This window comes from Nocardia sp. CA-107356, from assembly GCF_050946365.1.
GTDB lineage: Bacteria > Actinomycetota > Actinomycetes > Mycobacteriales > Mycobacteriaceae > Nocardia.
In genome coordinates this window covers 812,800-837,208 of record NZ_CP191992.1, presented here as the reverse complement: position 1 = coordinate 837,208, position 24,409 = coordinate 812,800, and the positions used below count along the sequence as shown (strand labels likewise).

Sequence of the window (24,409 nt, the reverse complement as noted above, 5' to 3'; positions counted from 1 at the left end):
GGCTTTGGTCTCTACCTGCCGAAGCTCGGCGGCCGCACCCGATCACGGCAGCAACGCGCGAACCGTTTCGATGGTGTCGGCATCGGCCGCGGTCTTGTCCGGGCGATACCGGACAACGCGGGCGAAGCGCAGGGCGACACCGCCCGGATAGCGCGGGCTGACCTGGACACCGTCGAGGGCGATTTCGACCACGAGCTCGGGCCAGAGGTACACGGTGTATTCGTCGCGGGCGCGCTCATGGCGCGGGAATTCGGTGGTCTGCCATTGCAGAAGCGCGTCGGTGAGGCCTTTGAAGGTCTTGCCGACCATGACCGGGTCACCGGTTTCCGGGTCGCGCGCGCCGAGATGCAGATTCGACAGGTATCCGGTGCGCCGTCCATAACCCCATTCGGCGCCGAGCACCAGCAGGTCGAGGGTGTGCGTCGGCTTGATCTTCTGCCAGGCCCGGCCGCGACGGCCCGCGGCGTACGGCGCGGTCAACGACTTGATCATGACGCCCTCGTGCCCGGCGGCCAGCGCACTGTCGAAGTATTCGGCGGCCGCCTCGGCATCGGGCCGAATCAGGGCCGGGATACTGTGCGCGGCCGCCACCTTGGTCAGTGCCGCGCGGCGCTCGTGCAGCGGGGCGTCGAGCAGATCCGCACCGTCCAGGTACAGGCAGTCGAAGAAGTACGGATGCAGCAGCAGATCCCTGGTCGAACTGACTTCGGCGAAGCGGCTCATGGTCTCCTGGAACGGACGCGGCCGCCCGGAGTCGGTGAGCGCCAACGTTTCTCCGTCCAGCACCACACTTGTGCAATCGAGCTGGGTGACCAATTCGACCAGTTCCGGCACCCCAGCGGTGATATCGCGCAGCGTCCTGGTGAACACCCAGACCCGTGAGTCCTCGCGATGCACCTGGATGCGCGCGCCGTCGAGTTTGTGTTCGACGCTCACCTCGTCGCCGAATTCGGCCATCGCTTCGTCCAGCGTCGCGCCGGGTGCGGCGAGCATGGGCTGGATCGGGCGGCCGACCTCGAGTCGGAACTCGCTCAGCGCATCGACCCCACCGGTCAGCGCGGCGACGGCCGTGACGGGCAGTTGCCCGGAGAGCATGTACGCCCGCCGGACCAGCTCGATCGGCACCGCCGCGGCCACGGCGACCGCCTCCGCGACAATCGCGGTGAGCGCGCCCTGGCGCAACTCGCCGCCGAGCAGGCGCATGAGGAAGGCCTGCTGTTCGGCGGTGGCGGCGGCCCACAATGCCGTGAGCAGTTCCTTGCGCCGGTTCGCCGAGCCGGGACCCGAGGTGGTGGCCAACTCGCTCAGCATGCCGTCGACCGACGAAACCGTTAGCGTCGCAACCGCACTCGGCGCGCTGTCGAGCGTGGTCAGAGTGCGCCAGCCGGTGCCGATCCGCCCCTGACGCAATTCACCGGACACCCAGGCAACCACCGGCTCGAGTTCATCCGGGGCGGCCGCGGCCAAGAGCGCGGCCAAGGTGGCGATCTTCGTTTTGCGGGACCGGGTCGCACGGACGGTCTCCGAGGCCTGCACGACATCCGAGAACAGCACCAGTCGACGGTAACCCAAGGGGATGACAAGCCGGCGAAGTCGGCGGGGTGGGTGAATACAGCTGTGACCTATCGCTCAGCACTGCTGCTAATTACCTGTTGGCAAGTGTGCGAATACCCCCATAAACTGGACGCGTGGCCAAGACTTACGTGGGGGCGCGGCTTCGTCAGCTGCGGACCGAGCGCGGGCTGAGCCAGGTCTCACTCGCCCAGAAGCTGGAGATCTCGGCGAGTTACCTCAATCAGATCGAACACGATGTGCGCCCGCTGACCGTGCCGGTGCTGCTGCGGATCAGCGAAGTGTTCGGCGTCGACGCGACCTTCTTCTCCTCCCAGGACGACACCCGGCTCATCGCCGAACTCCAAGAGGTCGTGATGGACCAGGAGCTCGGCATCGAGGCCGATACCCAGGAGATCGCGGATATGGTCTCCGCGCACCCGAGTATGGCGCGTGCACTGGTCAATATGCACAACCGGTACCGCAATACCTCCGCACAGCTGGCCGCCGCCACCGAGGACCGTTTCGCCGACGGTTCCGGCAGCGCGGCGATCAGCAAACCGCACGAGGAGGTGCGTGACTTCTTCTATCAGCGGCAGAACTACATCCACGAATTGGATGCCGCCGCAGAGGAACTCACCGCCCGCATACGCTTCCACGGCGGCGATGTGAACAGCGAGATCGCGCGCAGGTTGCGCGCCTACGATGTGCACATCGTCGAGCGGATCGATCTCGGCGAGGGCGTACTGCACCGCTACGACCCCGAAACCCAGCGCCTCGAGATCGCGCCGCATCTGTCCGGCGGCCAGCGCACCTTCAAACTCGCCGCCGAACTCGCCTACTTCGAATGCGGCGATCTGCTCGAAAAGCTGGTGGAGGAGGGCAATTTCGCCTCCGAGGACACCCGCAAGCTGGCCATGCTCGGCCTTGCCAACTACTTCGCCGCGGCAACCGTATTGCCCTACACCCACTTTCACGAGGTCGCCGAGGATTTCCGGTACGATATCGAGCGGCTCTCGGCCTTCTTCACCCAAAGTTACGAGACGATCTGCCATCGCCTCTCAACCCTGCAGCGCCCGAAGTTACGCGGGGTTCCGTTCTCGTTCGTGCGGGTAGATCGGGCGGGCAACATGTCCAAGCGCCAGTCCGCCACGGGTTTCCACTTCTCCGCCAGCGGCGGCACCTGCCCGCTGTGGAATGTCTACGAGACCTTCGCCTACCCCGGCAAGATCATGACCCAGATCGCCCAGATGCCCGACGGCCGCAAGTACCTGTGGGTCGCCCGCACCGTCGAACGCCGCGCGACTCGATACGGCCAGGCCAGCAAGACCTTCGCGATCGGCCTGGGCTGCGAACTGCGGCACGCGGGACGGGTCGTCTATGCCGATGGCATCGATCTCGACGAGGCCAAGGCCACACCGATCGGTGCCGGCTGCCGCGTCTGCGAACGCGCCAACTGCCCCCAACGCGCCTTCCCCCCTCTCGGCAAAGTCCTCGACATCAGCGAACACCGAAGCTCGGTCTCCCCCTACGTCCTCAAATAACCCTCACCGCTCCCCCAAGCGAACGTCGTCAAATGGTGGCCCACCCCAACACAGAAGCCACCTTTTCACTACGCCAACCGAGCACCAACATCGAGCGTAGTCAATTGGCGGTTCCCCCACCGAGGGGAGTGACATGGTGGTTCGATACGCCATCCACAACCACCATATGACCGTCGACAACGAAAAGCGCTACAACGCAGCGCTACCCGAGGATGTTGCGATGGCGGGGGCGCCGGAACTGCCGCACCCTTTCTTGGGTGCGGCAGTTCGGTGACTGCACTAGCTGTTCAGGTCCGTTCAGACCGGTTGGGTCGGGCGCTGGATGCGTACGCCGACCAGGGTCAGGCCGAGGGCCAGGACCAGCAGAATCGCCAGTGTCCAGGCCAGGACCGAAAAGCCGTGTGGCGCAGCGGCGGCGGCGACCAGCGGTCCGGCGGTCGCGCCGACGTAGAAGCTGAACATGGCGACCGAGGAGGCGGCGGCGCGTGCTTCGCCGCCCAACTCCCCCGCGGTCTGCAGGACCGCCGGTGCGATGACACCGAGGCCGCCGACCAGCACCGCGAGCAGGATGGTCAGCACCGCGAGATGGGCGCCCTCGAAGGTGGCGATCACCATGGCGGTCGCGGCGACCAGCACACCGAGCACCATTTGCCCCGGCTTGGTCAGGCGCGAGAGCGGGATGGCCAGCAGCGGCAGCGCGAACATCACCGGCAGCGCACCGGCCCGCAGTGCGAGCAGTTCGCCGGAACTCTTGACCAAACCGGTGATTTCGATGCCGGTGTACACCCCGACCATCACCGCCATGCTCAGCGCGCCCGCGGCCAGCATCGGCAACAGCGCCTTGATCCGCAGCACCGCTGGGATCGCGGCATAGCTGTGCACCAGCGGCTTGTCCCGGCCGGTCGGCGCGTCGTCGAGCATGACCGCGCGCAGCACGAAGGCGAGCGCCACGAAGACGACAGCCGAGCCGATGAACATGGTGCGCCACGGGAACGAAGCGACAACGGCCTGCGAGGCGATCTGCGCCAATACCGTCGCGGCAAGGAAGGAAGTGGCCACCGACATGGTGACCACCGCGCGATGCGCCGGGGCGATGCGCGTGGCGATGTAGGCCATGATCGCCGGTGGAATCGAACCGACGACCAAACCCTGCACGACCCGCAGACCGACCGCGACCGGAGCGCCGAACGATAGACCAGTCAACAGTGTGACCACCGCAGCGACGATCATGCCGGTGACCAATACACGCCGGTGGCCGTAGCGGTCCGACAGCGGGCCGAACAGCACGAAGCCACCCGCATAGCCGAAGGCGAAAGCGCTGATGATCCAGGTCATCACGCCAGCACCCACGTTCCAGTCCGCCTTCATGGCCGTGAACAGGGGAATCGGAATGTACATCTGGCCGGTGGCCAGCAGGGCGGACAGGACGAAGACAGGGAGGGTACGCCCGGTGTGCGCACGTGGTGACGCGCTGCGAATGCGTGCCTTGACCGGGATACCGGTCGGAAGCTGAAGAGTCGGCGTTGCCATAGCGATGAAGTTAGGCCCACGAAGCCACGGCTGTCAACCAAATAGTTGGTTTAATGGAATGGTAAAGTCACAGTCATGACGGTCACGATGAAACGGAGCGATGCGACCAAGCAGGCTCTATTGCGCGCCGCGCGTGACGAATTCGCCGAATACGGCCTGGCCGGAGCGCGGGTGGACCGGATCGCGGAGGCGGCCGGGGTGAACAAGGAGCGCATCTACGGCCTGTTCGGCAGCAAGGACAAGCTCTTCGACGTCATCCTGATCGACACCATGCGCGAGTTCCTGGATGTGGTCCAGCCCTTGGCCGACACCGAACCCGGCGAGTACGTGGGCAAGCTGTTCGACTACCACCGCGAAAATCCGCAGCTGCTGCGGCTATTGCTCTGGGAAGGTCTGCATCGCGGCACCGATGCGCACGATATCGACGGCTGGCGCGCCCAGCACTACGTGCAGAAATTCGATCGCGCCAAGGAGCAGTTCGACGTGGACGAGAGCCGCGCGGGCCGACTGCTGCTCGCGCTGTGTGGCCTGTCCAATTGGAGCCTCGCGGTCCCGCAGACCACGCGCCTGCTGCTCGGCGCCGACGCCGAGAATCGGGACGCCACCCGCGAATTCATGATGGAGTTCGCCAGGGCGGCGATGCGGCGGGATAGATCGGTGCGGCATCGCGAGTCGGTCAACGAGTTGACCACCGAATCGGCCAGCCCCGTTGACACACCCGCCGCGGCATCGGCAACCCCCTCGCCCCCACCCCACCACGACGCGCCGACCAATCCGGTCGACCAAGCCGCCCGACAACTCCGCGAGGCCCAGGCCGCGGCCGACGCGGCCCGCGCCGAACTCGCCGCCGCCCTGCGCACCGCGCACGCCGACGGCACCAGCGCCAACCAACTCGCCCGCCAGGTAGCGGGCACCCTATCCCGCCCAGTCGTCCTCAAGCTGCTCGCCGACTGACACATGTGCGACGCCGCAAGGCTTTTCGGCACCGCACATGCGCAATCACATGTATGCGGTGACGAAAAGCCATGTGAGACTGTGTGTGGTGGACGCGACATCGCGCCCACCACACGGCAACGCGGTCAGAATGCCGCTTCGTCCAACTCCATGACGTCGTTGTCGATGGCGGCGATGATGTTCTTGACGGCGGTCAATTCCGGCAGTGCGTTTTTCGCGAAGAACCTTGCGACAGCGACCTTTCCGGCATAGAAGGCGCGGTCCTTGTCCTGCGCTTCGGCGGCCAGTGCGGCGGCCGCGACCTCGGCCTGCACCAGCAGGCGCCAGCCGATGAGCAGATCGCCGACCGCGAGTAAGAAGCGCACCGAGCCGAGCCCGACCTTGTACAGCTCCTTCGGATCCTGCTGCGACGCCATCGCATATCCGGTGAGCGACGCGGCCATCGCCTGCACATCGGCGACCGCGGTGGCCAGCAGCGCCCGCTCAGCCTCGAAGTGACCGGTCCTCGCCTCCAGGAACGCGGCGATCTGCCCGGTGACATGGGCGAGCGCCATCCCCTTATCGCGAATGATCTTGCGGAAGAAGAAATCCTGCGCCTGGATGGCGGTGGTGCCCTCGTACAGCGAGTCGATCTTCGCGTCCCGGATGTACTGCTCGATCGGGTAGTCCTGCAGATAACCCGAACCACCCAGCGTCTGCAGCGATTCCGTGAGGTACTGGTAGGCCCGCTCCGATCCGACGCCCTTGACGATCGGCAGCAGCAGATCGTCGATCCGGTGCGCCAATTCGGCGTCCGCACCCGAGACCAGCTGTGCCACATCGGCATTCTGATGGGCAGCGGTGTACAGGTACACCGCGCGCAGGCCTTCGGCGTAGGCCTTCTGCATCGCCAGCGAACGCCGCACATCGGGATGGTGGGCAATGGTGACGCGCGGGGCCGCCTTATCCGACATCTCGGTCAGATCCGCACCCTGTACGCGCTGCTTGGCGTAGTCGAGGGCGTTGAGGTAACCGGTGGACAGCGTGCCGGCGGACTTGATGCCGACCACCATGCGGGCGTTCTCGATCACCTGGAACATCTGCGCGATGCCGTTGTGCACCTCGCCGACCAGCCAGCCCTTGGCGGGCACATCGGTCGCGCCGAAGGTCAGCTCACAGGTGGGCGAGGACTTCAGACCCATCTTGTGCTCGACACCGGTCACGTAGACGCCATTGCGGTCGCCCAACTCGAGCGTCTCGTGATCGAAGAGGTATTTCGGCACATAGAACAGCGAGAGCCCCTTGGTACCCGTACCTGCGCCCTCCGGCCGGGCCAGCACCAGGTGGAAGACGTTCTCGGCCGTCTCACCGACATCGCCGCCGGAGATGAAGCGCTTGACGCCCTCGATATGCCAGGAGCCGTCCTCCTGCTCGATCGCCTTGGTACGCCCCGCACCGACATCGGAACCGGCATCGGGTTCGGTCAGCACCATGGTGCCCGCCCAGCCGCGGTCGTAACCCTTTGTGGCCCACTGCTTCTGCTGCTCGGTGCCGACGTTGAACAGCACCGAGGACATCACCGGGCCCATATTGAAGAAGCTCGCCGCCGGGTTGGCGCAGGTGAGCATCTCGTTGACCGACCAGACCACCGCGGCGGGTGCGGGTGTGCCGCCCATCCCCTCCGGCATACCGAGCCGACTCCAGTCGGCCTCCTGCACGGCCGCGACGGTCTTACGCAGCGCCTCGGGCACCGAAATCGAATAGGTGGCCGGGTCGTAGACCACAGGTTCACGGTCGGCCGCGGTGAAGGATTCCGCAACCGGCCCCTCGGCCAGCCGCTTCACCTCGGCGAGGATCTCCCGCACGGTATCCGAATCGAGATCGCCATAGGCACCGGTATCCAGGAGCTTGTCCAGTCCGAACACCTCGAACAGGTTGAACTCGATATCCCGAACGTTCGCCTTGTAGTGACCCATCGGTCCTCCTCGACTCACGCCTCCACGACCTGGCGGCCACGGAATCGGCGATTTGACGTTGTACAAAAGGAGACTGCCGTACCGCCGTCTTGCTACGCAACCGTAGCCAGCTCGCCTCCGCACAGCCGTTTACCGAGCGATTACCACAAAGGTTCACACGGCGGAAACAACCGCAACGGACTCGTCACCGAGAGATATTCCGGCGCAACAACTTCTGTCTAACGTTCGCACCACGAATACAGCCGCTGTATACAACCCGGTCTACAGCCCCCTTTCGAGCGACTAGCAAGCCGCCGTAAGTGGCCGTGACCGGCGCAAAGGCGGGCTTATTCGGCGCGGCGCGCGCAGTGCCGCCGAACACCTGATGAGGAGAGAAGGGGCCGCCCCCATGCCAGAATCCCGTGACATCCATCGATCGCGTTCCCGCCGCGTCACCAGGGCGTTGGTCGCACCGACGGCCGTCGCACTAGCCGGTCTGTTGCTGACCGGCTGTGGCGCCAAGGACGACGCCTCGACCAGCGGCTCCAACGCCGCATCCTGTGTCGACACGTCGAAGGACTCGATCAAGATCGGTTCACTGCACTCGCTGTCCGGCACCATGGCGATCTCCGAGGTCACCGTCGCCAACTCGACCAAGCTCGCCGTCGACCAGATCAACGCCGCAGGCGGGGTCATGGGCAAGAAACTCGACCTGGTGCTCGAAGACGGTGCCTCCGACCCGAAGACCTTCGCGGAGAAGGCCGAAAAGCTGATCAGCTCCGACTGTGTCGCGGCGGTATTCGGCGGCTGGACCTCGTCGAGCCGCAAGGCCATGAAGCCGAAGTTCGAGAGCCTGAACTCGCTGCTCTACTACCCGGTCCAGTACGAGGGCCTGGAGGACAGCAAGAACATCTTCTACACCGGCGCGACCACCAACCAGCAGATCCTGCCCGCGCTGGACTACCTGAAGCAGAAGGGCATCAAATCCCTTTACCTGGTCGGCTCCGACTACGTCTTCCCGCAGACCGCCAACCGCGAGATCAAGGCCTACGCCGCGGCGAACGGTATCGAGATCAAGGGTGAGGACTACACCCCGCTGGGCTCCACCGACTTCTCCACCATCGTGAACAAGGTCCGTAATGCCAAGGCGGGAGCGGTATTCAACACCCTCAACGGCGACTCGAATGTGGCCTTCTTCCGCGAATACACCAACGCGGGCCTGAAAGCCGCTGATATGCCGGTGGTTTCGGTGTCCATCGCCGAGGAAGAGGTCGCGGGCATCGGCGCGCAGAACATCGCGGGCCAGCTGACGGCGTGGAACTATTACCAGACCGTCGACACCCCGGTGAACAAGAAATTCGTCGCGGACTACAAGGCCGCGTTCGGTGCCGATAAGCCGACCTCGGATCCCATGGAGGCCGCCTACGCCTCGGTCTTCCTGTGGAAGAACACCGTTGAGAAGGCAAAGTCGTTCAAGGTGGCCGATATTCAGGCCGCCGCCGACGGCGTGACCTTCGAAGCGCCGGAGGGCCTGGTCACCGTCGACGGCTCCAACCACCACATCACCAAGACCGCCCGCATCGGCGAGATCCGGCCGGACGGACTGATCTACACGGTGTGGGACTCGGGCAAGGCCGTCACGCCGGACCCGTACCTGAAGTCCTACGAGTGGGCCAAGGGCCTCAAGTAGTCGACTAGCGCCGGGTGCGGGCTCCGTGGCGACGGAGCCCGCATTCGGCCGACACTGTTAGGAGTCCCCGTATGGATGTGTTGATCGGCCAGCTCTTCACCGGGCTGAGTCTGGGATCCATTCTTCTGCTCGCCGCGCTCGGCCTTTCCCTGACGTTCGGTCAGATGGGCGTGATCAATATGGCGCACGGCGAATTCATCATGGCCGGGTGCTACACGACTTATGTCGTGCAGAAGGTCATCTCGTCGACCGGGGTATCGCTGGTCGTTTCACTGCTGATCGGCTTCCTGGTCGGCGGTCTACTCGGCGCGGCCCTGGAAATGGGCCTGATCCGCTGGATGTACGACCGACCGCTGGACACCCTGCTGGTCACCTTCGGCGTCGGACTGGTGTTGCAACAGGCGGCCCGCGATATCTTCGGCGCACCCGCCAAGAATGTGCTCGCTCCCGATTGGCTGAGCGGCGGTGTCACCATCCTCGGCGCCGTGGTGCCCAAGACCCGCATCTTCATTCTGGTACTCGCGGTCGTCACGGTGACCGCGCTGGCGACCGTGCTGAAGACGACCCCGCTCGGTCGGCGCATCCGCGCGGTCGTACAGAACCGCGGTTTGGCCGAGACCAGCGGCGTTTCCAGCCGCATCACCGATATCAGCACCTTCTTCATCGGCTCCGGTCTGGCCGGGGTCGCTGGCGTCGCGCTGACCCTGATCGGTTCGACCAGTCCCACCATCGGGCAGAGCTATCTGATCGACGCCTTCCTGGTGGTCGTGATCGGCGGGCTCGGGCAGATCAAAGGCACGGTGATCGCGGCCTTCGCACTCGGACTGCTGAATTCCTATATCGAGTATTCGACAACGGCCTCGATCGCGAAGGTGATCGTCTTCGTCATCATCGTCATCTTCCTGCAGGTCCGTCCGCAGGGGCTGTTCACCGTTCGAACGAGGAGTCTGGCATGACCACACTCGGACAACGTTGGCGCGCATATCCTTCGGTGACCGCTTGGGGCGGCTTCATCGTCGCCGCGATCCTGCTGTTCGCGGTCGCGCCCGCTGTGCTCAGCGACTTCCGACTCAACCTGCTCGCCAAGTTCCTGTGCTTCGCGATCGTGGCAGCTGGCATCGGATTGGCCTGGGGACGTGGCGGAATGCTCACCCTCGGACAGGGCGTGTTCTTCGGCATCGGCGCCTACATCATGGCCATGCATATGCAGATGGCCGATGCGGCCCGGTTGCACAACGATGTGCCGGAGTTCATGGAGATCGCCGGAATTCGCGAATTGCCATCGTTCTGGCGGCCTTTCGCATCCGGGCCGGTCGCCCTGATCGGCATTCTGGTGCTGCCAGCACTGGTGGCGGCGGCACTCGGCTACGGCGTCTTCAAGCGCCGGGTCAAGGGTACGTATTTCGCGATTCTGAGCCAGGCGCTGGCGGCGGCGCTGGCGATTCTGCTCACCGGTCAGCAGAAGATCGGCGGGTTCACCGGGCTGTCGGACTTCCGCGCCTTTTTCGGCTTCAAACTCTCGGATCCGGTGAACCGGCAGATGCTGTTCTTCATCGCGGCGGGCGCACTGCTCCTGGTGGTCGCGGCGGTGCGCCAGCTGATGCACAGCCGATACGGCGAACTACTTGTGGCCGTGCGTGATCAGGAGGAGCGGGTGCGCTTCCTCGGCTACGATCCGGCCAATATCAAGATCGTGGCGTATGTCGTGGCGGCGTTCTTCGCCGGTATCGCGGGGGCGCTGTTCACCCCGATCGTCGGCATCATTTCCCCTGCCGATATCGGCGTGGTGCCGTCCATCGCCTTCATCATCGGTGTCGCGATCGGCGGGCGAACCACACTGCTCGGGCCGGTACTCGGCGCAATCGGCGTCGCATGGGCGCAGACCGCGCTGTCGGAAGAATTCCCGTCCAGCTGGACCTATCTGCAGGGTGTGCTGTTCATCGTGGTGGTCGGATTCATTCCGGCTGGTCTGGCCGGAGTGTGGCCGATGCTGAAGGGGTTGCTGGACAGCCGCTTCCGCAAAACCGTCGAGTCCGCACCGGTCGTCGTCGCTGCACCGCTGCCCGAAGTCGTACCGGTTTCCGAGGATAAGGTGGAATCCCGATGAATACAGCATCGCGAAGCGATTCGACGGGGGGCGGTGGTCGGGTGACGGGTGGGCACGCACACGAACCGAAACCCGGTGGCAATGCGGGTATGTCGAGCGAGTATCTCGAAATTCGCGGCCTATCGGTGAGTTTCGATGGATTCAAGGCCGTCTCCGACGTTGATCTGACCGTGCTGCAAGGCGATCTGCGATTCCTCATCGGCCCCAACGGCGCGGGCAAGACCACGCTCATCGATGCGATCACCGGTCTGGTGCCCGCCAGCGGATCGGCGCAGAAAACCGGCGTCGAATTCCTCGGTAAGAAGGTGCACCAGATCGCCCGGCTCGGAATCGGGCGAACCTTCCAGACGGCAAGCGTTTTCGAGCAGTTGAGCGTCTTGCAGAACCTCGATATCGCGGCGGGGGCGGGCCGGTCGGCAGTGACGCTGCTGCGGCGCCGCAAGTCGGTGTTGCCGAGTATCGAAGAGGCTCTGGAGATCACCGGTCTCGGCGACCTGCGCGATAAGCCCGCGGGCGTATTGGCGCACGGGCAGAAGCAATGGCTCGAGATCGGCATGCTGCTGGTGCAGAACGCCTCGGTGCTGTTGCTCGACGAACCGGTGGCGGGCATGAGCGCCGAGGAGCGCGAGGAGACCGGAAATCTGTTGCGCCGCATCGGTGGTGAACGCATCGTCGTGGTGGTCGAGCACGATATGGACTTCATGCGATCCTTCGCGACCTCGGTGACAGTGCTGGCCGCGGGCAAGGTGCTCAGTGAGGGCACCGTCGAACAGGTGCAGGCCGATCCGAAGGTGCAGGAGGTCTACCTCGGCACCGCCGCGGCCATCGGCACCGAACTCGAAGACGCGCGCACGGCGCAGGAACTGACCGCGAAGGAGTCCGCCGATGCTTGAGCTCATCGACATTCATTCGGGTTACGGCCGAACCGAGGTGATCCACGGCGTCTCGATCACCGTTCCGGACGACAGCGTGGTGGCGATCATGGGGCACAACGGCGCGGGCAAGACCACACTGTTGCGCACCGCCGTCGGTCTGATCGGTACCAAATCCGGCCGGATCAGCTTCAACGGTGAAACGATCACGAAGATGTCGCCGTCGCGCCGGGTCAAGCGCGGCATCGCGTATGTGCCACAGGGGCAACAGAGTTTCCCGCAGCTGACCACGGCCGAGAATCTGCAAGTGGTGGCCGATGGCCGTAAGCGCGGCAAGGCGTTGATCGATGAATCGCTCGATCTGTTTCCGGCGCTGCGAGAACTGCTGACTCGCAAAGCGGGCCTGCTCTCCGGCGGTCAGCGCCAGCAGTTGGCGATCGCAAGGGCGCTGATCACCGAGCCGAAGTTGCTCATTCTCGACGAACCCACCGAGGGCATCCAGCCGTCGGTTGTCGCCGAAATCGAGCGCACCATCATTGATCTGACCGGTCGTGGCGGACTCAGCGTGCTCCTGGTGGAACAGCACATCGGCTTTGCTTTGCAAGCGGCGCAACGTTATTACGTCCTGCAGTCCGGACGGGTGACGTCCACGGGCGAGGGCGGAGCGGGCGCGGAGACCTCGGTCCGCTCGGCGATGGCGATCTGAGCTGGCCGCCATGACGCGCAGGGGGCGGGTTCCGCTCAGCGAGCGGGTATACGAATCGCTGCGGCGGGACCTGGCCACCGGGGCGATCGTGCCCACCGAACGGCTCGGCGAGGAACGCCTGGCCGAGATCTACGGGGTCTCGCGCACCCCGGTACGGGAAGCACTGGCCCGGCTGCAGGCCGACGGGCTGGTGGAGCGGCACGCCGATGGGCTGTATCCGTACCGTCCACGCTTGGAGGAGCTGGACAATCTGTACGAGTTGCGGATCGTGCTGGAGACCAGGGGAATTCAGCGGGTGATCAGCATCGTGGGCGCGCCGGCGCCCGCACACGATCTGTCGCTGGTGCGCGCGGAACTCGACACCTGGCGCGGCTTTCGCGACGATCCGCCCGAACCCGGACCCGCCCTGGTCGCCGCGGACGAGCGGTTCCACACGACTCTGCTCGCCGCAGCGGGCAATACGGCGCTGGCGGACGCGCTCACCGGCGTATACGTCCGGGTGCGACCGGTCCGCACCCTCGACCTGGCGACGCCCGAGCGCATCGCCACCATGACCGCCGAGCACATCGCGATCGCCGAACAGCTGCTCGACGGTGATCCCGATACCGCATTGCGCACGCTCACCACACATATCGACCGTTCCCGCACACATGTACTGGCGCGCGCGCAGCAGGCTATCGAATTCACGAAACTCTCACGCGCCGTGCGGGACTGACCACCGGGTTCGACCGAACCGGGATCAGCATCCGGTCTGGAACGGCCAGCATTCGATCGGACGGTACGGCGGCGGCGAGGGGGTCACGCTCGTCGTCGTATCCGGCTCGCGGGCCGGGTGGGCCGAGTCGTGCGCGAGCGAATTCGCGATCACGATGAGAACGGCCACCATGCCGAGCAGCGCAACGGCGAAGATCACCCACCCCGCGGTGGTCTGGCGCCGACTCGGCGGCAGCGGCGCGGGGATGACGTGCTGTCTGGCCGCACGCGCGGACAGTGTCGGCGCCTCGGGCTGTACGGCGTCGAAGCCATCGGCGAGCAATTCGGCGCGGGAAGGCTTTTCGGCGGCGAGCGCATCGCAGGCGACGCCGACCCGATCGGCGGTCCAACTGCGCGGTCCGGCGGAGAAGCCCTCGAGGTAGATGCGCAGTTCGGTCGAGTCGCGCACATTCGCGACGACGACATCCAAGCCAGGACGCAGGTTGGTGCGCGCGGGCCGCACCGCGACCCCACGAAACGGCACCAGTACGACAGCGCCGCAGATATGCCCCGGATCGATCAGTGACCGTTCCAGGCTGGTCTTCACGGCGTGCACACTGTGTTCCAAGTGGTCGACGGGGCTGCCCGAGATCTCCTCATCCAGATCGGCCGGCTCCGCGCTGATCGCCCACGGACCGTCGCCCGGAATGCTCAGGATCCCGTTCTGGCGGCGTCGGAAGCCCTTGATATCCGCCACCGTAATGCCGCGCGGGGTCAGGATGACCGCATCGACCCGCCGGTCCCCATGGTCGCCGACCGCTAGGTCGAGCAATGCGACACCGGTCGTTGGATACGACCGCAGGCACTCGACGAACTCCTGCTCCGCACCGGAGAGATTCGCTCCGGTCTTGATCTTCACCAGCATCGCGTTTTCCCTGCCTCATCCGGTTCGCCCCGGCGTCCCGCATCCACCGCGCCGGTACTGATGATGACCCGCGGTCGCCGGGAAGACCACTGGAAAGCCAAGAAGGCCAGCACAATCCAGCAACAGAAAACCGGCCAGTCGGACTCTGGCCGCCCAACTACACCAGCACCGAGCGCCTGCGCATCACCTGGAGCACCCTTGTCGGCGAGGCCACGAACCGGGCTGCCGGATACCGCGAGGTCCCTGAATCGCGCACCGCGCAACTGAGTGCACTCGCCGCACCGATCACGGACCTACCTGCTAGTACGCTCGGATTCGGTCCGCCACCACGGACCCCGCGACGAGATCTCCATCGGTGCACACCGGGGGCGACGGATAAGGAGGAACAGGCATGGTTTCGGCGTTGCAACCACGCATTTCACCCGGACGGCTCCGTGAGCTCGGCCCGATCAACTGGGTTGTCTGGCAGATACTTTCGCGCGCGGCGGGGACCGACGACGCGCATCTGTTCAGCACACTCGGCCGGACAAAAGGCCTGTTCCGCGGCTGGCTGCACTTCTCGGGCCGATTGATGCCGGGCGGCCGATTGCCCCGGCATGAATCCGAGCTGGTCATCCTGCGCGTCGCCCGCCTGCGCGACTGCGCCTATGAAATGGACCATCACATCCGCCTCGGCAGGCGCGCTGGCGTCACGCCGGAGATCCTGGAACGAGTTCGCACCGGCCCCGCCGCCGAAGCCTGGTCGGATAGGCACCGCGCGCTGCTCACCGCTGTCGACACATTGGTCGAAACCCGCGATATCGACGATGCCACCTGGGCCGCCCTTGCCGAGCACTACGACGAGCGCAGCCTGATCGAAATCGTGCTGCTCATCAATCAATACGAGGGATTGGCCGCGACCATCACCGCGCTGCGGATCCAACGCGACGGCGTCTGACGCCCGGGGCAGGCGATGCGGCACGGTAGGCGGTTCGGTAACACCTGCCGCGGTAGCAACTCCAGGGCGACCATCGCAAGCCGTCCAATGGGGTACCAACCGAAGCCGGTCATCCACCGAATTACCACTTTCGCCGCGCACCGCACCGGCGCAAGCGCATAATTCAAGGCGTAAGCCGAAGTGTGTCGCACGCCATAGTGTGGCGACACCGCGAGAGGAAACCCCTCCATCTAGCTAGCCGATAATTAGCTGTCAGCTCGAGAGGAGAAAGGGGGCGTCATGACTGTCAGCCTCGTCTTGATCGTGGCGGGATTCATCCTTCTGGCAATTGTGACCACGAGCTTCATGCTGCCCGGCACTGCGGACGCTCCGCGGCATCCGGAACCACACAACGAAATCGGCACCGGCGATCAGTAGCCGACACCGCTTACGGCTCAGCGGTTTTCGATGAGATGAGCCAAGCCGTCCAGGACGCGCGCGAGACCGAACTCGTAGGCATGGTCGGCGCTGTAGGCGGAGTCATGAGCCCGGCCCGCGACCGCCCCGACACGGGCGGCCAGTGGATAGCGTTCGACGTCGAAGACCTGGGCCAGCAGTGGAGCGGCGCGTTCCCACCACTGATGGTCGGATATGGCACTGTCGGCGGCGGCGCGCTCGGTATCGATGGCGATGCGAGCGACGGAGGTGACGAAGCCGAGTACGAAGGTGAGAGCCGCGTCCATATCGAGGTCCTCGAGGCCGAGGCCGTCGAAGGCGCGCAGTTCGTGTTCGTACTTGGCGACGACGCCGGGGCCGAGCGGCGGACGGGTGGTCGGCAGGTAGGCGACCCACGGATGGTGGATCAGCACGGCGCGGTTCTCGGCGGCGATCGTCGCCACACGGTCGCGCCAGGGCAGCTCGGTCAGATCGGCGCGTGACATCTCCCGATAGACCGCGTCCAGCATGAGATCGATCAGTTCGGCCTTGCCCGGTACGTAGGTGTAGATGGCCATGGGCGTCGAGCCGAGTTCAGTGGCGACGGCGCGCATGGTGAGCGCGCCGATCCCCTCCCTATCCGCGATCTCGATCGCCGCCGCGACCACGGCATCCACACTGCTGCGCTGCTTGGGTCCGCGTTGTCGCTTCGGTTCGCGCGGCGACGCATCGGATACGCGCCACAGCAACTCCAAGGTGCGCACGGGATCACCCGCACTACTGCGGTCCCGTGACTGCTCGGCCACGCCACCTCCTCGTCTCGCGGATATCCCGCACGCCATGCTCGAAAGCCGATCGTATCGGGGTGATCCAGGTCATAGTGCGGCCGTCGGAAAAATTCTCTACAAAGTATAACGTACTAAGTATAGAGTTTAAGTCCGGCTCCAGAGGAGGACTCTTTTGAACATCACCGCTTCCGCCATCTCCCTCAATGTCGCCGACCCGCAGGCCTCGGCCCGGTTCGCGATCGAGCACCTCGGCTTCACCGAGCAGATGTCGGCCGACGGCTTCATCTCCGTCGCCCGCCCCGATGCCGGTTTCACCCTCTGCTACCTGCGCACCGGCCTGGACAGCTTCAAACCGAAGCACAAAGCGGGCAGCGCGGGCGAGGGCCTACTGGTCGCCTTCGTCGTGAACGATATCGATGCCGAGTACGAACGGCTCCAGAGCGCGGGCGTCCCGATCGTCACGCCGATCGAAACCGAGCCATGGGGCGAACGCTACTTCCAGACCACCGATCCCAACGGGATCATCCTGCAACTGGTGCAGTGGGTCTGAACGCCCGATAGGCACGGAGTTCGCACGCCGTAGTGCAGGCCGCGCACGCACATGCGGCGTGCGCGGGTGCGCAGACAACCGACTTCGTTGGCGTTCATCGCATTTGCGGGCCGTATGGATTGCGGCATATCACGCGGGACCGCGAACACTGCGGTGGATGCCGACCGATTTCGGTTGGTACTCAACGCGTTTGCCTGCCGTGTCGGCGTCCGCACATCACGTGCGGCGCCGACACGGCATACGACCTCAGTTCGCACAGTCGAGCCGACAACCCACTTCGACCGATACAGAACCGGCCGCACCAGCCCCGACCGTCGGATACGAGATCCGCGGCGAGTATCGCGGTATCGCGATCAGGCGAAGGCGGCGCGGAAGACGTCGGCCGCAGGCGTGGAGGGGCGGCCGATCAACTTCTGCAGGTCCCCCGAGTCGATATCGAGGAGGCCGCCGCCGATTCCGGCATCCGCGTCGGCGAGCGCCGCGGCGTAGGGGCCGGGGAGACCGGCCTGTTCGAGTGCCGCGTTGTAGTCCTGCTTCGACAGGTTCTCGTAGCGCACCGGCTTGCCCGATGCCTGCGAAATCACCTGGGCGAGTTCGGCATAGGTAAGGCGCTCATCGCCGCCGAGCTCGTAGACGCGACCCTCGTGACCATCGGTGGTCAGCACCTTGGCGGCCGCCTCGGCATAGTCCGCGCGCGCCGCGCCAGCGACACGGCCGTCGCCCGCGGCGCCGTGCAGCACCCCGGTCTCGACCGCGTGGCCGAGTCCGCCGAAGTAGTTCTCCCAGTACCAGCCATTACGCAGGATCGCGTGCGGGACAGTGGATGCCGCGAGCACCGCCTCGGTGCCGTTGTGCTCCTGAGCCAGGATGAGCGGGTTCTCGGTGGCGCGCGGAATGCTGGTATAGGCAAGGAGTTTCACACCCGCCCGCTCGGCGGCGCGAATCACGTTGGTGTGCTGGGCGACTCGCGCGCCGAACTCATTGCCGGAGACGAGCAGCACCCGGTCGACGCCAGCGAGCGCTCGATCGAGCGCATCCGGGTCGTCGTAGGCGGCCTGGCGGACCTCGACACCCCGCTCGGCCAGATCGGCGACTTTTTGCGGATCGCGCACGATCGCGACCACCGACGTGGCGCCCTCGCGCAACAGCGCCTCTACGACGAGACGACCCAACTGCCCACCGGCTGCGGTTACTGCAACGGTCATGACTACCTCCAGAAGTATGTACGGCTCATCAAGTACTAACTAATAGTAAGCACTATGCATTCCGTAGACACTTTGGTCAAGTTCGGTACCATCGAATCCATGACCACTCAGCGCACGCCGTCGGCGGATACCGACGATCCGACGCTGGAAGCCGACGTCTTCGCCCGAAACTGCACGTCGCGACCGGTGCTACAGAATGTGGCCAGCCGCTGGGGCACGCTCGCCCTGGTCGCGCTGCGTGAGGGGCCGTATCGGTTCAGCGCCCTGCGCCGCCGCGTCGACGGCGTCAGCGAGCGCATGCTCTCGCAGACCCTGCAGGCCCTGGAACGCGACGGCATGGTGCATCGCGAGGTGTACGAAACCATCCCGCCGCGGGTGGAGTACACCCTGACCGAACTCGGATCCCTGGTCGCCGATCGCCTGGAGGAGCTCATCCAGGTGGTCGAAATCAATATGCCGCGAGTGCACGCGGCCCAGGCCGCCTACCACCGCGCCTGAACCGAGCCGCATCGGCGCGCGGGAAGGTACGGCGAGCGCGACCCGTTGACCCGGATATGGAACTCTCCTCCGCACTCGACTTCGCTCGCGCCCACCGCCGGTCGGTGCTGACCACAATTCGCCGCAACGGGCGGCCGCAACTGTCCAACGTGCTGCACGTCATCGGCGATGACGGAATCATCCGCATCTCCATCACCGCCGACCGGGCGAAGTACCACAACCTGGTGCGTGATCCGTGGGCCGCGATCCACGTGACCCGCGATGACTTCTGGGCCTACGCGGTCCTGGAAGGGACCGTCGAGGTGACTCCCGTCGCCGCCGCTCCCGACGACGCCACCGTCGACGAACTGGTCGCCTACTACCGCACGGCCTCCGGCGAGCATCCCGATTGGACCGAATACCGCGAAGCGATGGTCGAGGACCGCCGAGCGCTGGTCCGCATCACCCCCACCCACGCGTACGGAATGCTCTGATCGGCGCCGGTACGGATCAGGATCGGCCGCAACTGCCCAGGCTAGTAGTTCCCAGGGGTTGGTGATCGTAGGCGATCAACGATCGATGGATGGCTGCGCCAGTTTGTCGTTGTGCACCAGCCGCGCTACTGTGCCCTGCACCCGGGTCACCGACGCAGGTCCGCGTTGTATGCGAAATCCACAGTGGCACAGCGTCTTCGGCGGCATCTGCCCCGTAGATTCAACTCTGGAGGCCACCGGAGGCGGCGCGGATGCCCCGCAGTGCCATCGTGGTCTTGCCGGTGCGTTCGCGAAGCAGCACGCGCAGGGTGTTGGCGTGTTCGTAACCGACTTTCCGGGCGATGGTTTCCATCGACAGTTCGGTGGTGCGCAGCAAGTGGGAGGCGTGTTCGATCCGGAGGTCCTGGATGAAGCGGATGGGCGAGGTTCCCAAGGTGCGCTGGACGCAGCGTTGCAGCGTGCGCTTGCTGACGCCGATAGCTTTGGCCGCGTCGGGGATATTGATGGGCTCGGCCAAGCGTTCGCGGACCCAGTGTTCGAAAGCCGCGACGGTGGGGTCGCTCTGTGCCAGGGCGCTGGGGATCGTGTAGGCGGACTGTGACGGGCGCTCGTCGACCACCAGGTAGCGGGCCACCAGGTCAGCCAGCGCTGGGCTGCTCGCCCGGACGATCGCAAGGGCGAGATCGAGGTGTCCGAAGGCCGCGCCCGCGGTGGTAACGCCGTCGGAGACGACGACCATCCGGCTCTGATCGACCTGGACCGCCGGATACCGTCCGCGGAAGACCGGCGCCAGCCACCAGGTCGTCGTCGCGCGCAGGCCGTCCAGGATGCCCGCTTCGGCCAGCAGAAAGGTACCGGTACATGCCGAGGCGATCGCCGTGCCGCGTTCGCGGCTTCGGGCGATCTGATCCCGGAGCGGGAGCGTGTGATCCCCGCCTACCTGGTCCAACAGCGCTGCGGGACGACGTTCGGCCAGCGCGGGGACAATCAACAGATCTGCCGCCTCGGCGTACGCGAGGGGCTTGGTGGCGACCAGGTGTCCCGCACCGGTGCGCACCTGGGGTCGGAGGCCGATCGTGGTCACGTTCCACGTCGGCGGTTCGGAGATCTCCGCACCCATCGCGCCGGCCTCTTCGCCCATCGCGTTGGCGCCGTCCAGCACGTCGAGGATCGCCGCGAGGCCCGAGTCGAAGACCCCGTCGTAGGCGAGCACCGCTACGTCCATGGCGTAAACACTATCATTGATGTCGTTTCTGCCACTGATGCAGGAGCTGACCAGCGACGTAGGTTTGGTGTGTGCCGGAGATCCGGCGTTCCCACACACAAGGAGTGACCACGATGAAGATCGGTCTGCTGGCCCGTATCGAGGCCAAGCCCGAGTACGCCGACGAGGTCGAGGCAATGCTGCGCGACGCGGTCGCGCTGGCCGAGCAGGAGCAGCACACGGTGACCTGGTTCTCGTTCCGCCAGGACGCCACCACCTTCGGTGTATTCGACACGTTCAACGACGAGCAGGGGCGTCAGAGCCACCTGGAAGGCAAGATTGCCGCCGCACTCATGGGAGCGGCGCAGACCATGCTCAGCTCGCCTCCGGTCATCACCCCGGTGGACCTACTCGGAGTCAAGATTTCCTGACCGGGATCGGCGCATCACATCCGAACGAGGAGACAGAGAACACCGATGACAGCGACCACGAACCCCCACGAACTGCGTTCACGGACCCACACCTGGCAGCGGCCCTTTCCCTGGACCGAGGCCGGCGATCTGACCGGCCTGGAACTGCTCCAGAAGATCCTCGAGCAGGAGATCCCGGAGCCGCCCATCGGTGGGACGCTCGGATTCAGCCTGGTGGCGGTCGGCGAGGGCGCGGCAGCGTTCGAGGGGGATCCCGGCGAGCACCTGCTGAACCCGATGGGGACCGTGCACGGGGGCTTCGTGGCTACGCTGCTCGATTCCGCCCTGGGCAGTGCGATAGCCACCGTACTGCCCAGAGGCCGCGCCTACACCACGATGCAGCTCAACGTGCACATGGTGCGCCCGATCTTCGCCCACACCTCCCGGCTGCGGTGCGAGGCCAGCACTGTCCACGTCGGCCGGACCACGGCGACGGCCGAGGCACGGGTCACCGGCATCACCGACGGCAAGCTGTACGCCCATGCCACGACTACCTGCGCGATCCTCACCCCGTCGAACGCGGACCCGAGCGCCTCCTGAACCGTCTGCCCGAGAGAACCACCGAGAGGAGCAAGACCCATGAGCGAAACCACGGTCGTCAACCTCAAAGGTCATCGAGACGACCGAGACTACGCGGACGTCCGCTACGTGGGCCGGGCGATGACCAGAGGCGGCTGGCATCTGGAGCAATCCCCGCTGGCCAGCCCCTTCCGCCCGGGCCGCGACGGCACGCGGGACGAGGTCCTGGCCAAATATCGTGCCTACCTTCTCGGCCGACCCGACCTCCTGGCGCTGCTCCCCGGTCTGCGTGGGCACCGCCTCGGATGCTGGTGCCTGCCCCAACCCTGCCACGCCGAAGTGATCGCTGAACTTGCCGATTCCGATGGGCTTCCCACCGCTAGTGATCGATCAGATTCGAAACGGTGACGAAACTGTATCCCCTGGAGCGTAATTCGCTGACAATCCGCGGTATCGCAGCCAGCGAAGCCGCCCCCTGATCGCTCCAGACATGCAGCAGGACAATGGAACCCGGCCGCACCTCGGCTACCGTTTCCGCGACGATCTCATCGGTGCTCGCCACCTTGCCCGAATCGGGTTCCACATCCCAGGTCACCGTGGTCCGATCATGGTCGGACAAATACTTGGGCAACGCCCACAGCTTCTTGCCGAAGGGCGGGCGGAAGGTGATCGGTCCCTGGTAGCCGGTTTCCGCGATCTCGGCATCGGTGCGTTCCAGCTCGTCCCGGACGGTGTCGGCGGAGACGAACACCATCCGCCGATGGGTATAGCTGTGGTTGCCGAGTTCGTGCCCGGCCTGCGCGATCGCCCGCCCGGCCGCCGGCTGCGCCGCCAAATACTCGCCGATCAGATAGAACGTCGCCGGAATCTGCGCATCCGCAAGGACTTTCAAGACTTCGGGATACTTCGCCGAAGGCCCGTCATCGATGGTCAGCGCGACCACCTTGGCGTCGGTATCGACCCGATGCACGAGGCGTCCCGCGAGTTGGTAGGTCCGCGAGTTCATCAGGTAGTACGTGCCGACTCCGAGCAGCACCACGACAACAACCGACAGCGCACCACCGATCAGCAACCTGCGCAGCATCAATCCGTGTATACCAGAACACCTTCGACGAAAAACGGTGGCGCCCGGCCCTTCCGGACCGGACGCCACCGTCACGACGAAGTGATCAGAAGTTGATCATATGGCCCGCGAGGCCGTGGAACGCTTCCTGCAGGGCTTCGCTCAACGTCGGGTGGGTGTGGACGTTGCGGGTCAGCTCGTTGACGGTCAGGTCCCACTTCTGGGCCAGCGTCAGCTCCGGGAGCAGTTCGGAGACGTCGGGGCCGATGAGGTGGCCGCCGAGCAGTTCGCCGTACTTGGCGTCGGCGACCAGCTTGACGAAACCGGTCGGATCGCCGAGGCCGTGCGCCTTGCCGTTGGCGGTGAACGGGAAGGTGGCGACCTTCACGTCGTAGCCCTCGTCGCGGGCCTGCTGCTCGGTGAGGCCGAAGCTGGCGACCTGCGGCTGGCAGAAGGTGGCGCGCGGCATCATCCGGTAGTCGCCGAGGGTGACCGTCGGCGCACCGGCGATGGTCTCCGCGGCAACGACACCCTGGGCCTCGGCGACGTGGGCCAGTTGCAGCTTCGCGGTCACGTCACCGATGGCGTAGATATGCGGCACATTGGTGCGCATGTTGTCGTCGATGACGATGGCGCCGCGCTCGAGCGCGACACCGGTGTTCTCCAGGCCGTAGCCCTCGACCCGAGGTGCGAAGCCGACGGCCTGCAGCACCTTGTCGACGGTGACCGTCTCCAGGTTGCCGGTCTTGTTGTCCTTGATCGACACGGTGACCTTGGCGCCGTCGTCGTCGATCGACTGCACGGCCGCACCGGTGGTGATGGTGATGCCGAGCTTCTTGTACTGCTTGGTGATCTCCTTGGAGACGTCCACGTCCTCGTTCGGCAGCGCGCGATCCAGGAACTCGACGATGCGCACGTCGACGCCGTAGTTCTTCAGGACGTAGCCGAACTCCATACCGATCGCGCCAGCGCCGACGATGAGGATCGAACCGGGCAGGTCACGGGTGAGGATCTGCTCCTCGTAGGTCACCACATTCGCGCTGAGCGAGGTGCCCGGCAGCAGCTTGGTGACAGTGCCAGCGGCGATGATCACATTCGAGAAGGTGATCGTCTCGGTGCCGCCGCTGGACAGCGCGACCGAGAGGGTGTTCGCGTCGGTGAAGGTGCCCTTACCGTCGAACTCGTCGATCTTGTTCTTCTTCATCAGGAAGTGGACGCCCTTGACCCGGCCGTCGGCGACCTTGCGACTGCGGTCGAACGCGACACCGAAGTCGAAGCTCACCTCACCGGAGATGCCGAAGGTCTTGGCTTCCTTGGTGAAGATATGCGCCAGTTCCGCATTGCGCAGCAGCGCCTTGGAAGGGATGCAGCCCACATTGAGGCAGACACCACCCCAATACTGCTGCTCGACGATCGCGGTACGGAGGCCAAGTTGTGCCGCGCGGATGGCGGCGACATAACCGCCAGGACCGGCACCGAGAACGACAACGTCGTAATGGGAAGTCACGCCGTCGAGCCTAACTCCGCCGGACGTACTTCACCCACCGTCCCCCTGTAACTATGAGACACGCGCCACACGGAGCCGCGGCTTTCCGGTGCGCACGTGGATATGGAGGCGCCAGCCCGCCCTGGCTGTCAGGTGTGGCACGTGGCGCCGATGAACTAAATCCACTCGCGCCGCCAGCAGGTCCGATAGCCATTGGCTCTCGATTCGGCAGCATGCCGGTCGGCACGCACGGAACACCATTTCGGCCGTTCCGTGAACATTATTTACTCGACGCC

Annotated in this window: 26 protein-coding genes; 17 read left to right on the top strand and 9 right to left on the bottom strand. The window is 65.3% G+C overall.

The features are described 5' to 3' along the window. Positions 1-42: 42 nt before the first annotated feature. Positions 43-1,554: an ATP-dependent DNA ligase gene (locus ACQP1G_RS03930; RefSeq protein WP_433198435.1), complete on the bottom strand. Its 1,512-nt coding sequence runs from the start codon at positions 1,552-1,554 to the stop codon at positions 43-45. A 134-nt stretch (positions 1,555-1,688) separates the two neighbouring features. Between ACQP1G_RS03930 and ramB the strand changes: the two genes are divergently transcribed. Continuing rightward, on the top strand, positions 1,689-3,095 hold the full coding sequence (ramB, locus tag ACQP1G_RS03925) for an acetate metabolism transcriptional regulator RamB (protein WP_433198433.1): 1,407 nt from the start codon (positions 1,689-1,691) through the stop codon (positions 3,093-3,095). Between the two features lie 133 nt (positions 3,096-3,228). Beyond that, positions 3,229-3,369, top strand: a complete 141-nt coding sequence (locus ACQP1G_RS03920) for a hypothetical protein (protein ID WP_433198431.1) — start codon at positions 3,229-3,231, stop codon at positions 3,367-3,369. Between the two features lie 23 nt (positions 3,370-3,392). Here the strand turns inward: ACQP1G_RS03920 and ACQP1G_RS03915 are convergent, their stop codons facing one another. Next, positions 3,393-4,625: an MFS transporter gene (locus tag ACQP1G_RS03915; protein ID WP_433198429.1), complete on the bottom strand. Its 1,233-nt coding sequence runs from the start codon at positions 4,623-4,625 to the stop codon at positions 3,393-3,395. 75 nt (positions 4,626-4,700) lie between these two features. On the opposite strand from ACQP1G_RS03915, the gene ACQP1G_RS03910 reads away from it, so the two are divergent. Further along, positions 4,701-5,579, top strand: a complete 879-nt coding sequence (locus ACQP1G_RS03910; protein WP_433198427.1) for a TetR/AcrR family transcriptional regulator — start codon at positions 4,701-4,703, stop codon at positions 5,577-5,579. 125 nt (positions 5,580-5,704) lie between these two features. On the opposite strand, the gene ACQP1G_RS03905 is transcribed toward ACQP1G_RS03910, so the two are convergent. Then, positions 5,705-7,534: an acyl-CoA dehydrogenase gene (locus tag ACQP1G_RS03905; protein WP_433198425.1), complete on the bottom strand. Its 1,830-nt coding sequence runs from the start codon at positions 7,532-7,534 to the stop codon at positions 5,705-5,707. 388 nt (positions 7,535-7,922) lie between these two features. Between ACQP1G_RS03905 and urtA the strand changes: the two genes are divergently transcribed. The 6 genes from urtA (at position 7,923) to ACQP1G_RS03875 (ending at position 13,603) form a co-directional block, all read left to right on the top strand. Continuing rightward, a complete protein-coding gene (gene urtA, locus ACQP1G_RS03900) occupies positions 7,923-9,203 on the top strand; it encodes an urea ABC transporter substrate-binding protein (RefSeq protein ID WP_433198423.1) in 1,281 nt (426 codons plus the stop codon). A 71-nt stretch (positions 9,204-9,274) separates the two neighbouring features. Further along, positions 9,275-10,159 (top strand): urea ABC transporter permease subunit UrtB, encoded by an 885-nt coding sequence (urtB, locus tag ACQP1G_RS03895; protein WP_433198421.1) that lies wholly within the window; start codon positions 9,275-9,277, stop codon positions 10,157-10,159. Then, positions 10,156-11,310: an urea ABC transporter permease subunit UrtC gene (gene urtC, locus ACQP1G_RS03890; protein WP_433198419.1), complete on the top strand. Its 1,155-nt coding sequence runs from the start codon at positions 10,156-10,158 to the stop codon at positions 11,308-11,310. The genes urtB and urtC overlap by 4 nt, the downstream gene beginning before the upstream one ends. A gap of 89 nt (positions 11,311-11,399) precedes the next feature. After that, complete coding sequence (urtD, locus tag ACQP1G_RS03885; RefSeq protein ID WP_433208125.1) at positions 11,400-12,203, top strand: urea ABC transporter ATP-binding protein UrtD; 804 nt, start codon at positions 11,400-11,402, stop codon at positions 12,201-12,203. After that, positions 12,196-12,888: an urea ABC transporter ATP-binding subunit UrtE gene (gene urtE, locus ACQP1G_RS03880; RefSeq protein ID WP_433198417.1), complete on the top strand. Its 693-nt coding sequence runs from the start codon at positions 12,196-12,198 to the stop codon at positions 12,886-12,888. The genes urtD and urtE overlap by 8 nt, the downstream gene beginning before the upstream one ends. Positions 12,889-12,898: 10 nt before the next feature. Then, positions 12,899-13,603, top strand: coding sequence for a GntR family transcriptional regulator (locus ACQP1G_RS03875; protein WP_433198415.1), 705 nt, complete (start codon positions 12,899-12,901; stop codon positions 13,601-13,603). Between the two features lie 24 nt (positions 13,604-13,627). On the opposite strand, the gene ACQP1G_RS03870 is transcribed toward ACQP1G_RS03875, so the two are convergent. Further along, positions 13,628-14,506, bottom strand: a complete 879-nt coding sequence (locus ACQP1G_RS03870; RefSeq protein ID WP_433198413.1) for an NERD domain-containing protein — start codon at positions 14,504-14,506, stop codon at positions 13,628-13,630. 403 nt (positions 14,507-14,909) lie between these two features. Between ACQP1G_RS03870 and ACQP1G_RS03865 the strand changes: the two genes are divergently transcribed. Together ACQP1G_RS03865 and ACQP1G_RS03860 are read left to right on the top strand one after the other, a co-directional pair. Further along, on the top strand, positions 14,910-15,443 hold the full coding sequence (locus ACQP1G_RS03865; RefSeq protein ID WP_433208122.1) for a carboxymuconolactone decarboxylase family protein: 534 nt from the start codon (positions 14,910-14,912) through the stop codon (positions 15,441-15,443). 279 nt (positions 15,444-15,722) lie between these two features. After that, positions 15,723-15,860 (top strand): hypothetical protein, encoded by a 138-nt coding sequence (locus tag ACQP1G_RS03860; protein ID WP_433198411.1) that lies wholly within the window; start codon positions 15,723-15,725, stop codon positions 15,858-15,860. A gap of 17 nt (positions 15,861-15,877) precedes the next feature. On the opposite strand, the gene ACQP1G_RS03855 is transcribed toward ACQP1G_RS03860, so the two are convergent. Then, positions 15,878-16,699: a TetR/AcrR family transcriptional regulator C-terminal domain-containing protein gene (locus ACQP1G_RS03855; RefSeq protein ID WP_433198409.1), complete on the bottom strand. Its 822-nt coding sequence runs from the start codon at positions 16,697-16,699 to the stop codon at positions 15,878-15,880. Between the two features lie 118 nt (positions 16,700-16,817). Between ACQP1G_RS03855 and ACQP1G_RS03850 the strand changes: the two genes are divergently transcribed. Continuing rightward, entirely contained in the window at positions 16,818-17,195 is a 378-nt protein-coding gene (locus ACQP1G_RS03850) for a VOC family protein (RefSeq protein WP_433198407.1), read from the top strand. Positions 17,196-17,548: 353 nt separating this feature from the next. Here ACQP1G_RS03850 and ACQP1G_RS03845 read toward each other — a convergent pair whose 3' ends face one another. Further along, entirely contained in the window at positions 17,549-18,400 is an 852-nt protein-coding gene (locus ACQP1G_RS03845) for an SDR family oxidoreductase (RefSeq protein WP_433198405.1), read from the bottom strand. A gap of 99 nt (positions 18,401-18,499) precedes the next feature. Between ACQP1G_RS03845 and ACQP1G_RS03840 the strand changes: the two genes are divergently transcribed. Further along, positions 18,500-18,898, top strand: a complete 399-nt coding sequence (locus ACQP1G_RS03840; protein WP_433198403.1) for a winged helix-turn-helix transcriptional regulator — start codon at positions 18,500-18,502, stop codon at positions 18,896-18,898. A gap of 56 nt (positions 18,899-18,954) precedes the next feature. Continuing rightward, positions 18,955-19,371 (top strand): PPOX class F420-dependent oxidoreductase, encoded by a 417-nt coding sequence (locus ACQP1G_RS03835; RefSeq protein ID WP_433198401.1) that lies wholly within the window; start codon positions 18,955-18,957, stop codon positions 19,369-19,371. 220 nt (positions 19,372-19,591) lie between these two features. On the opposite strand, the gene ACQP1G_RS03830 is transcribed toward ACQP1G_RS03835, so the two are convergent. Then, on the bottom strand, positions 19,592-20,596 hold the full coding sequence (locus ACQP1G_RS03830) for a GlxA family transcriptional regulator (RefSeq protein WP_433198399.1): 1,005 nt from the start codon (positions 20,594-20,596) through the stop codon (positions 19,592-19,594). 113 nt (positions 20,597-20,709) lie between these two features. Here ACQP1G_RS03830 and ACQP1G_RS03825 point away from each other — a divergent pair, with 113 nt between their 5' ends. Genes ACQP1G_RS03825 through ACQP1G_RS03815 form a run of 3 tightly spaced genes read left to right on the top strand, consistent with a single transcriptional unit; the run spans position 20,710 to position 21,972 of the window. Beyond that, positions 20,710-21,006 (top strand): putative quinol monooxygenase, encoded by a 297-nt coding sequence (locus ACQP1G_RS03825; protein ID WP_433198397.1) that lies wholly within the window; start codon positions 20,710-20,712, stop codon positions 21,004-21,006. 45 nt (positions 21,007-21,051) lie between these two features. Next, positions 21,052-21,585 carry a PaaI family thioesterase gene (locus tag ACQP1G_RS03820; protein ID WP_433198395.1) on the top strand — a complete coding sequence of 178 codons (534 nt, stop codon included), beginning with the start codon at positions 21,052-21,054 and terminating at the stop codon, positions 21,583-21,585. Positions 21,586-21,624: 39 nt separating this feature from the next. After that, positions 21,625-21,972 carry a DUF4326 domain-containing protein gene (locus ACQP1G_RS03815; RefSeq protein WP_433198393.1) on the top strand — a complete coding sequence of 116 codons (348 nt, stop codon included), beginning with the start codon at positions 21,625-21,627 and terminating at the stop codon, positions 21,970-21,972. Here the strand turns inward: ACQP1G_RS03815 and ACQP1G_RS03810 are convergent. Next, positions 21,944-22,648 (bottom strand): polysaccharide deacetylase family protein, encoded by a 705-nt coding sequence (locus ACQP1G_RS03810; RefSeq protein ID WP_433198391.1) that lies wholly within the window; start codon positions 22,646-22,648, stop codon positions 21,944-21,946. The genes ACQP1G_RS03815 and ACQP1G_RS03810 overlap by 29 nt on opposite strands. Before the next feature lie 85 nt (positions 22,649-22,733). After that, a complete protein-coding gene (gene lpdA, locus ACQP1G_RS03805; protein WP_433198389.1) occupies positions 22,734-24,134 on the bottom strand; it encodes a dihydrolipoyl dehydrogenase in 1,401 nt (466 codons plus the stop codon). Between the last annotated feature and the right edge of the window lie 275 nt (positions 24,135-24,409).

Excerpts from the sequence above, each read along its gene's own strand:
- urtE (WP_433198417.1), top strand. The coding sequence starts at position 12,196 with ATGCTTGAGCTCATCGACATTCATTCGGGTTACGGCCGAACCGAGGTG.
- ACQP1G_RS03920 (WP_433198431.1), top strand. The coding sequence starts at position 3,229 with ATGGTGGTTCGATACGCCATCCACAACCACCATATGACCGTCGACAAC.
- ACQP1G_RS03810 (WP_433198391.1), bottom strand. The coding sequence starts at position 22,648 with ATGCTGCGCAGGTTGCTGATCGGTGGTGCGCTGTCGGTTGTTGTCGTG.
- ACQP1G_RS03870 (WP_433198413.1), bottom strand. The coding sequence starts at position 14,506 with ATGCTGGTGAAGATCAAGACCGGAGCGAATCTCTCCGGTGCGGAGCAG.
- ACQP1G_RS03840 (WP_433198403.1), top strand. The coding sequence starts at position 18,500 with ATGACCACTCAGCGCACGCCGTCGGCGGATACCGACGATCCGACGCTG.
- ACQP1G_RS03915 (WP_433198429.1), bottom strand. The coding sequence starts at position 4,625 with ATGGCAACGCCGACTCTTCAGCTTCCGACCGGTATCCCGGTCAAGGCA.
- ACQP1G_RS03835 (WP_433198401.1), top strand. The coding sequence starts at position 18,955 with ATGGAACTCTCCTCCGCACTCGACTTCGCTCGCGCCCACCGCCGGTCG.
- urtA (WP_433198423.1), top strand. The coding sequence starts at position 7,923 with ATGCCAGAATCCCGTGACATCCATCGATCGCGTTCCCGCCGCGTCACC.
- ACQP1G_RS03855 (WP_433198409.1), bottom strand. The coding sequence starts at position 16,699 with ATGGCGTGCGGGATATCCGCGAGACGAGGAGGTGGCGTGGCCGAGCAG.
- urtC (WP_433198419.1), top strand. The coding sequence starts at position 10,156 with ATGACCACACTCGGACAACGTTGGCGCGCATATCCTTCGGTGACCGCT.
- ACQP1G_RS03830 (WP_433198399.1), bottom strand. The coding sequence starts at position 20,596 with ATGGACGTAGCGGTGCTCGCCTACGACGGGGTCTTCGACTCGGGCCTC.
- ACQP1G_RS03845 (WP_433198405.1), bottom strand. The coding sequence starts at position 18,400 with ATGACCGTTGCAGTAACCGCAGCCGGTGGGCAGTTGGGTCGTCTCGTC.
- ACQP1G_RS03860 (WP_433198411.1), top strand. The coding sequence starts at position 15,723 with ATGACTGTCAGCCTCGTCTTGATCGTGGCGGGATTCATCCTTCTGGCA.
- ACQP1G_RS03825 (WP_433198397.1), top strand. The coding sequence starts at position 20,710 with ATGAAGATCGGTCTGCTGGCCCGTATCGAGGCCAAGCCCGAGTACGCC.
- ACQP1G_RS03910 (WP_433198427.1), top strand. The coding sequence starts at position 4,701 with ATGACGGTCACGATGAAACGGAGCGATGCGACCAAGCAGGCTCTATTG.
- ACQP1G_RS03815 (WP_433198393.1), top strand. The coding sequence starts at position 21,625 with ATGAGCGAAACCACGGTCGTCAACCTCAAAGGTCATCGAGACGACCGA.
- ACQP1G_RS03820 (WP_433198395.1), top strand. The coding sequence starts at position 21,052 with ATGACAGCGACCACGAACCCCCACGAACTGCGTTCACGGACCCACACC.
- ACQP1G_RS03905 (WP_433198425.1), bottom strand. The coding sequence starts at position 7,534 with ATGGGTCACTACAAGGCGAACGTTCGGGATATCGAGTTCAACCTGTTC.
- ACQP1G_RS03875 (WP_433198415.1), top strand. The coding sequence starts at position 12,899 with ATGACGCGCAGGGGGCGGGTTCCGCTCAGCGAGCGGGTATACGAATCG.
- urtD (WP_433208125.1), top strand. The coding sequence starts at position 11,400 with ATGTCGAGCGAGTATCTCGAAATTCGCGGCCTATCGGTGAGTTTCGAT.
- urtB (WP_433198421.1), top strand. The coding sequence starts at position 9,275 with ATGGATGTGTTGATCGGCCAGCTCTTCACCGGGCTGAGTCTGGGATCC.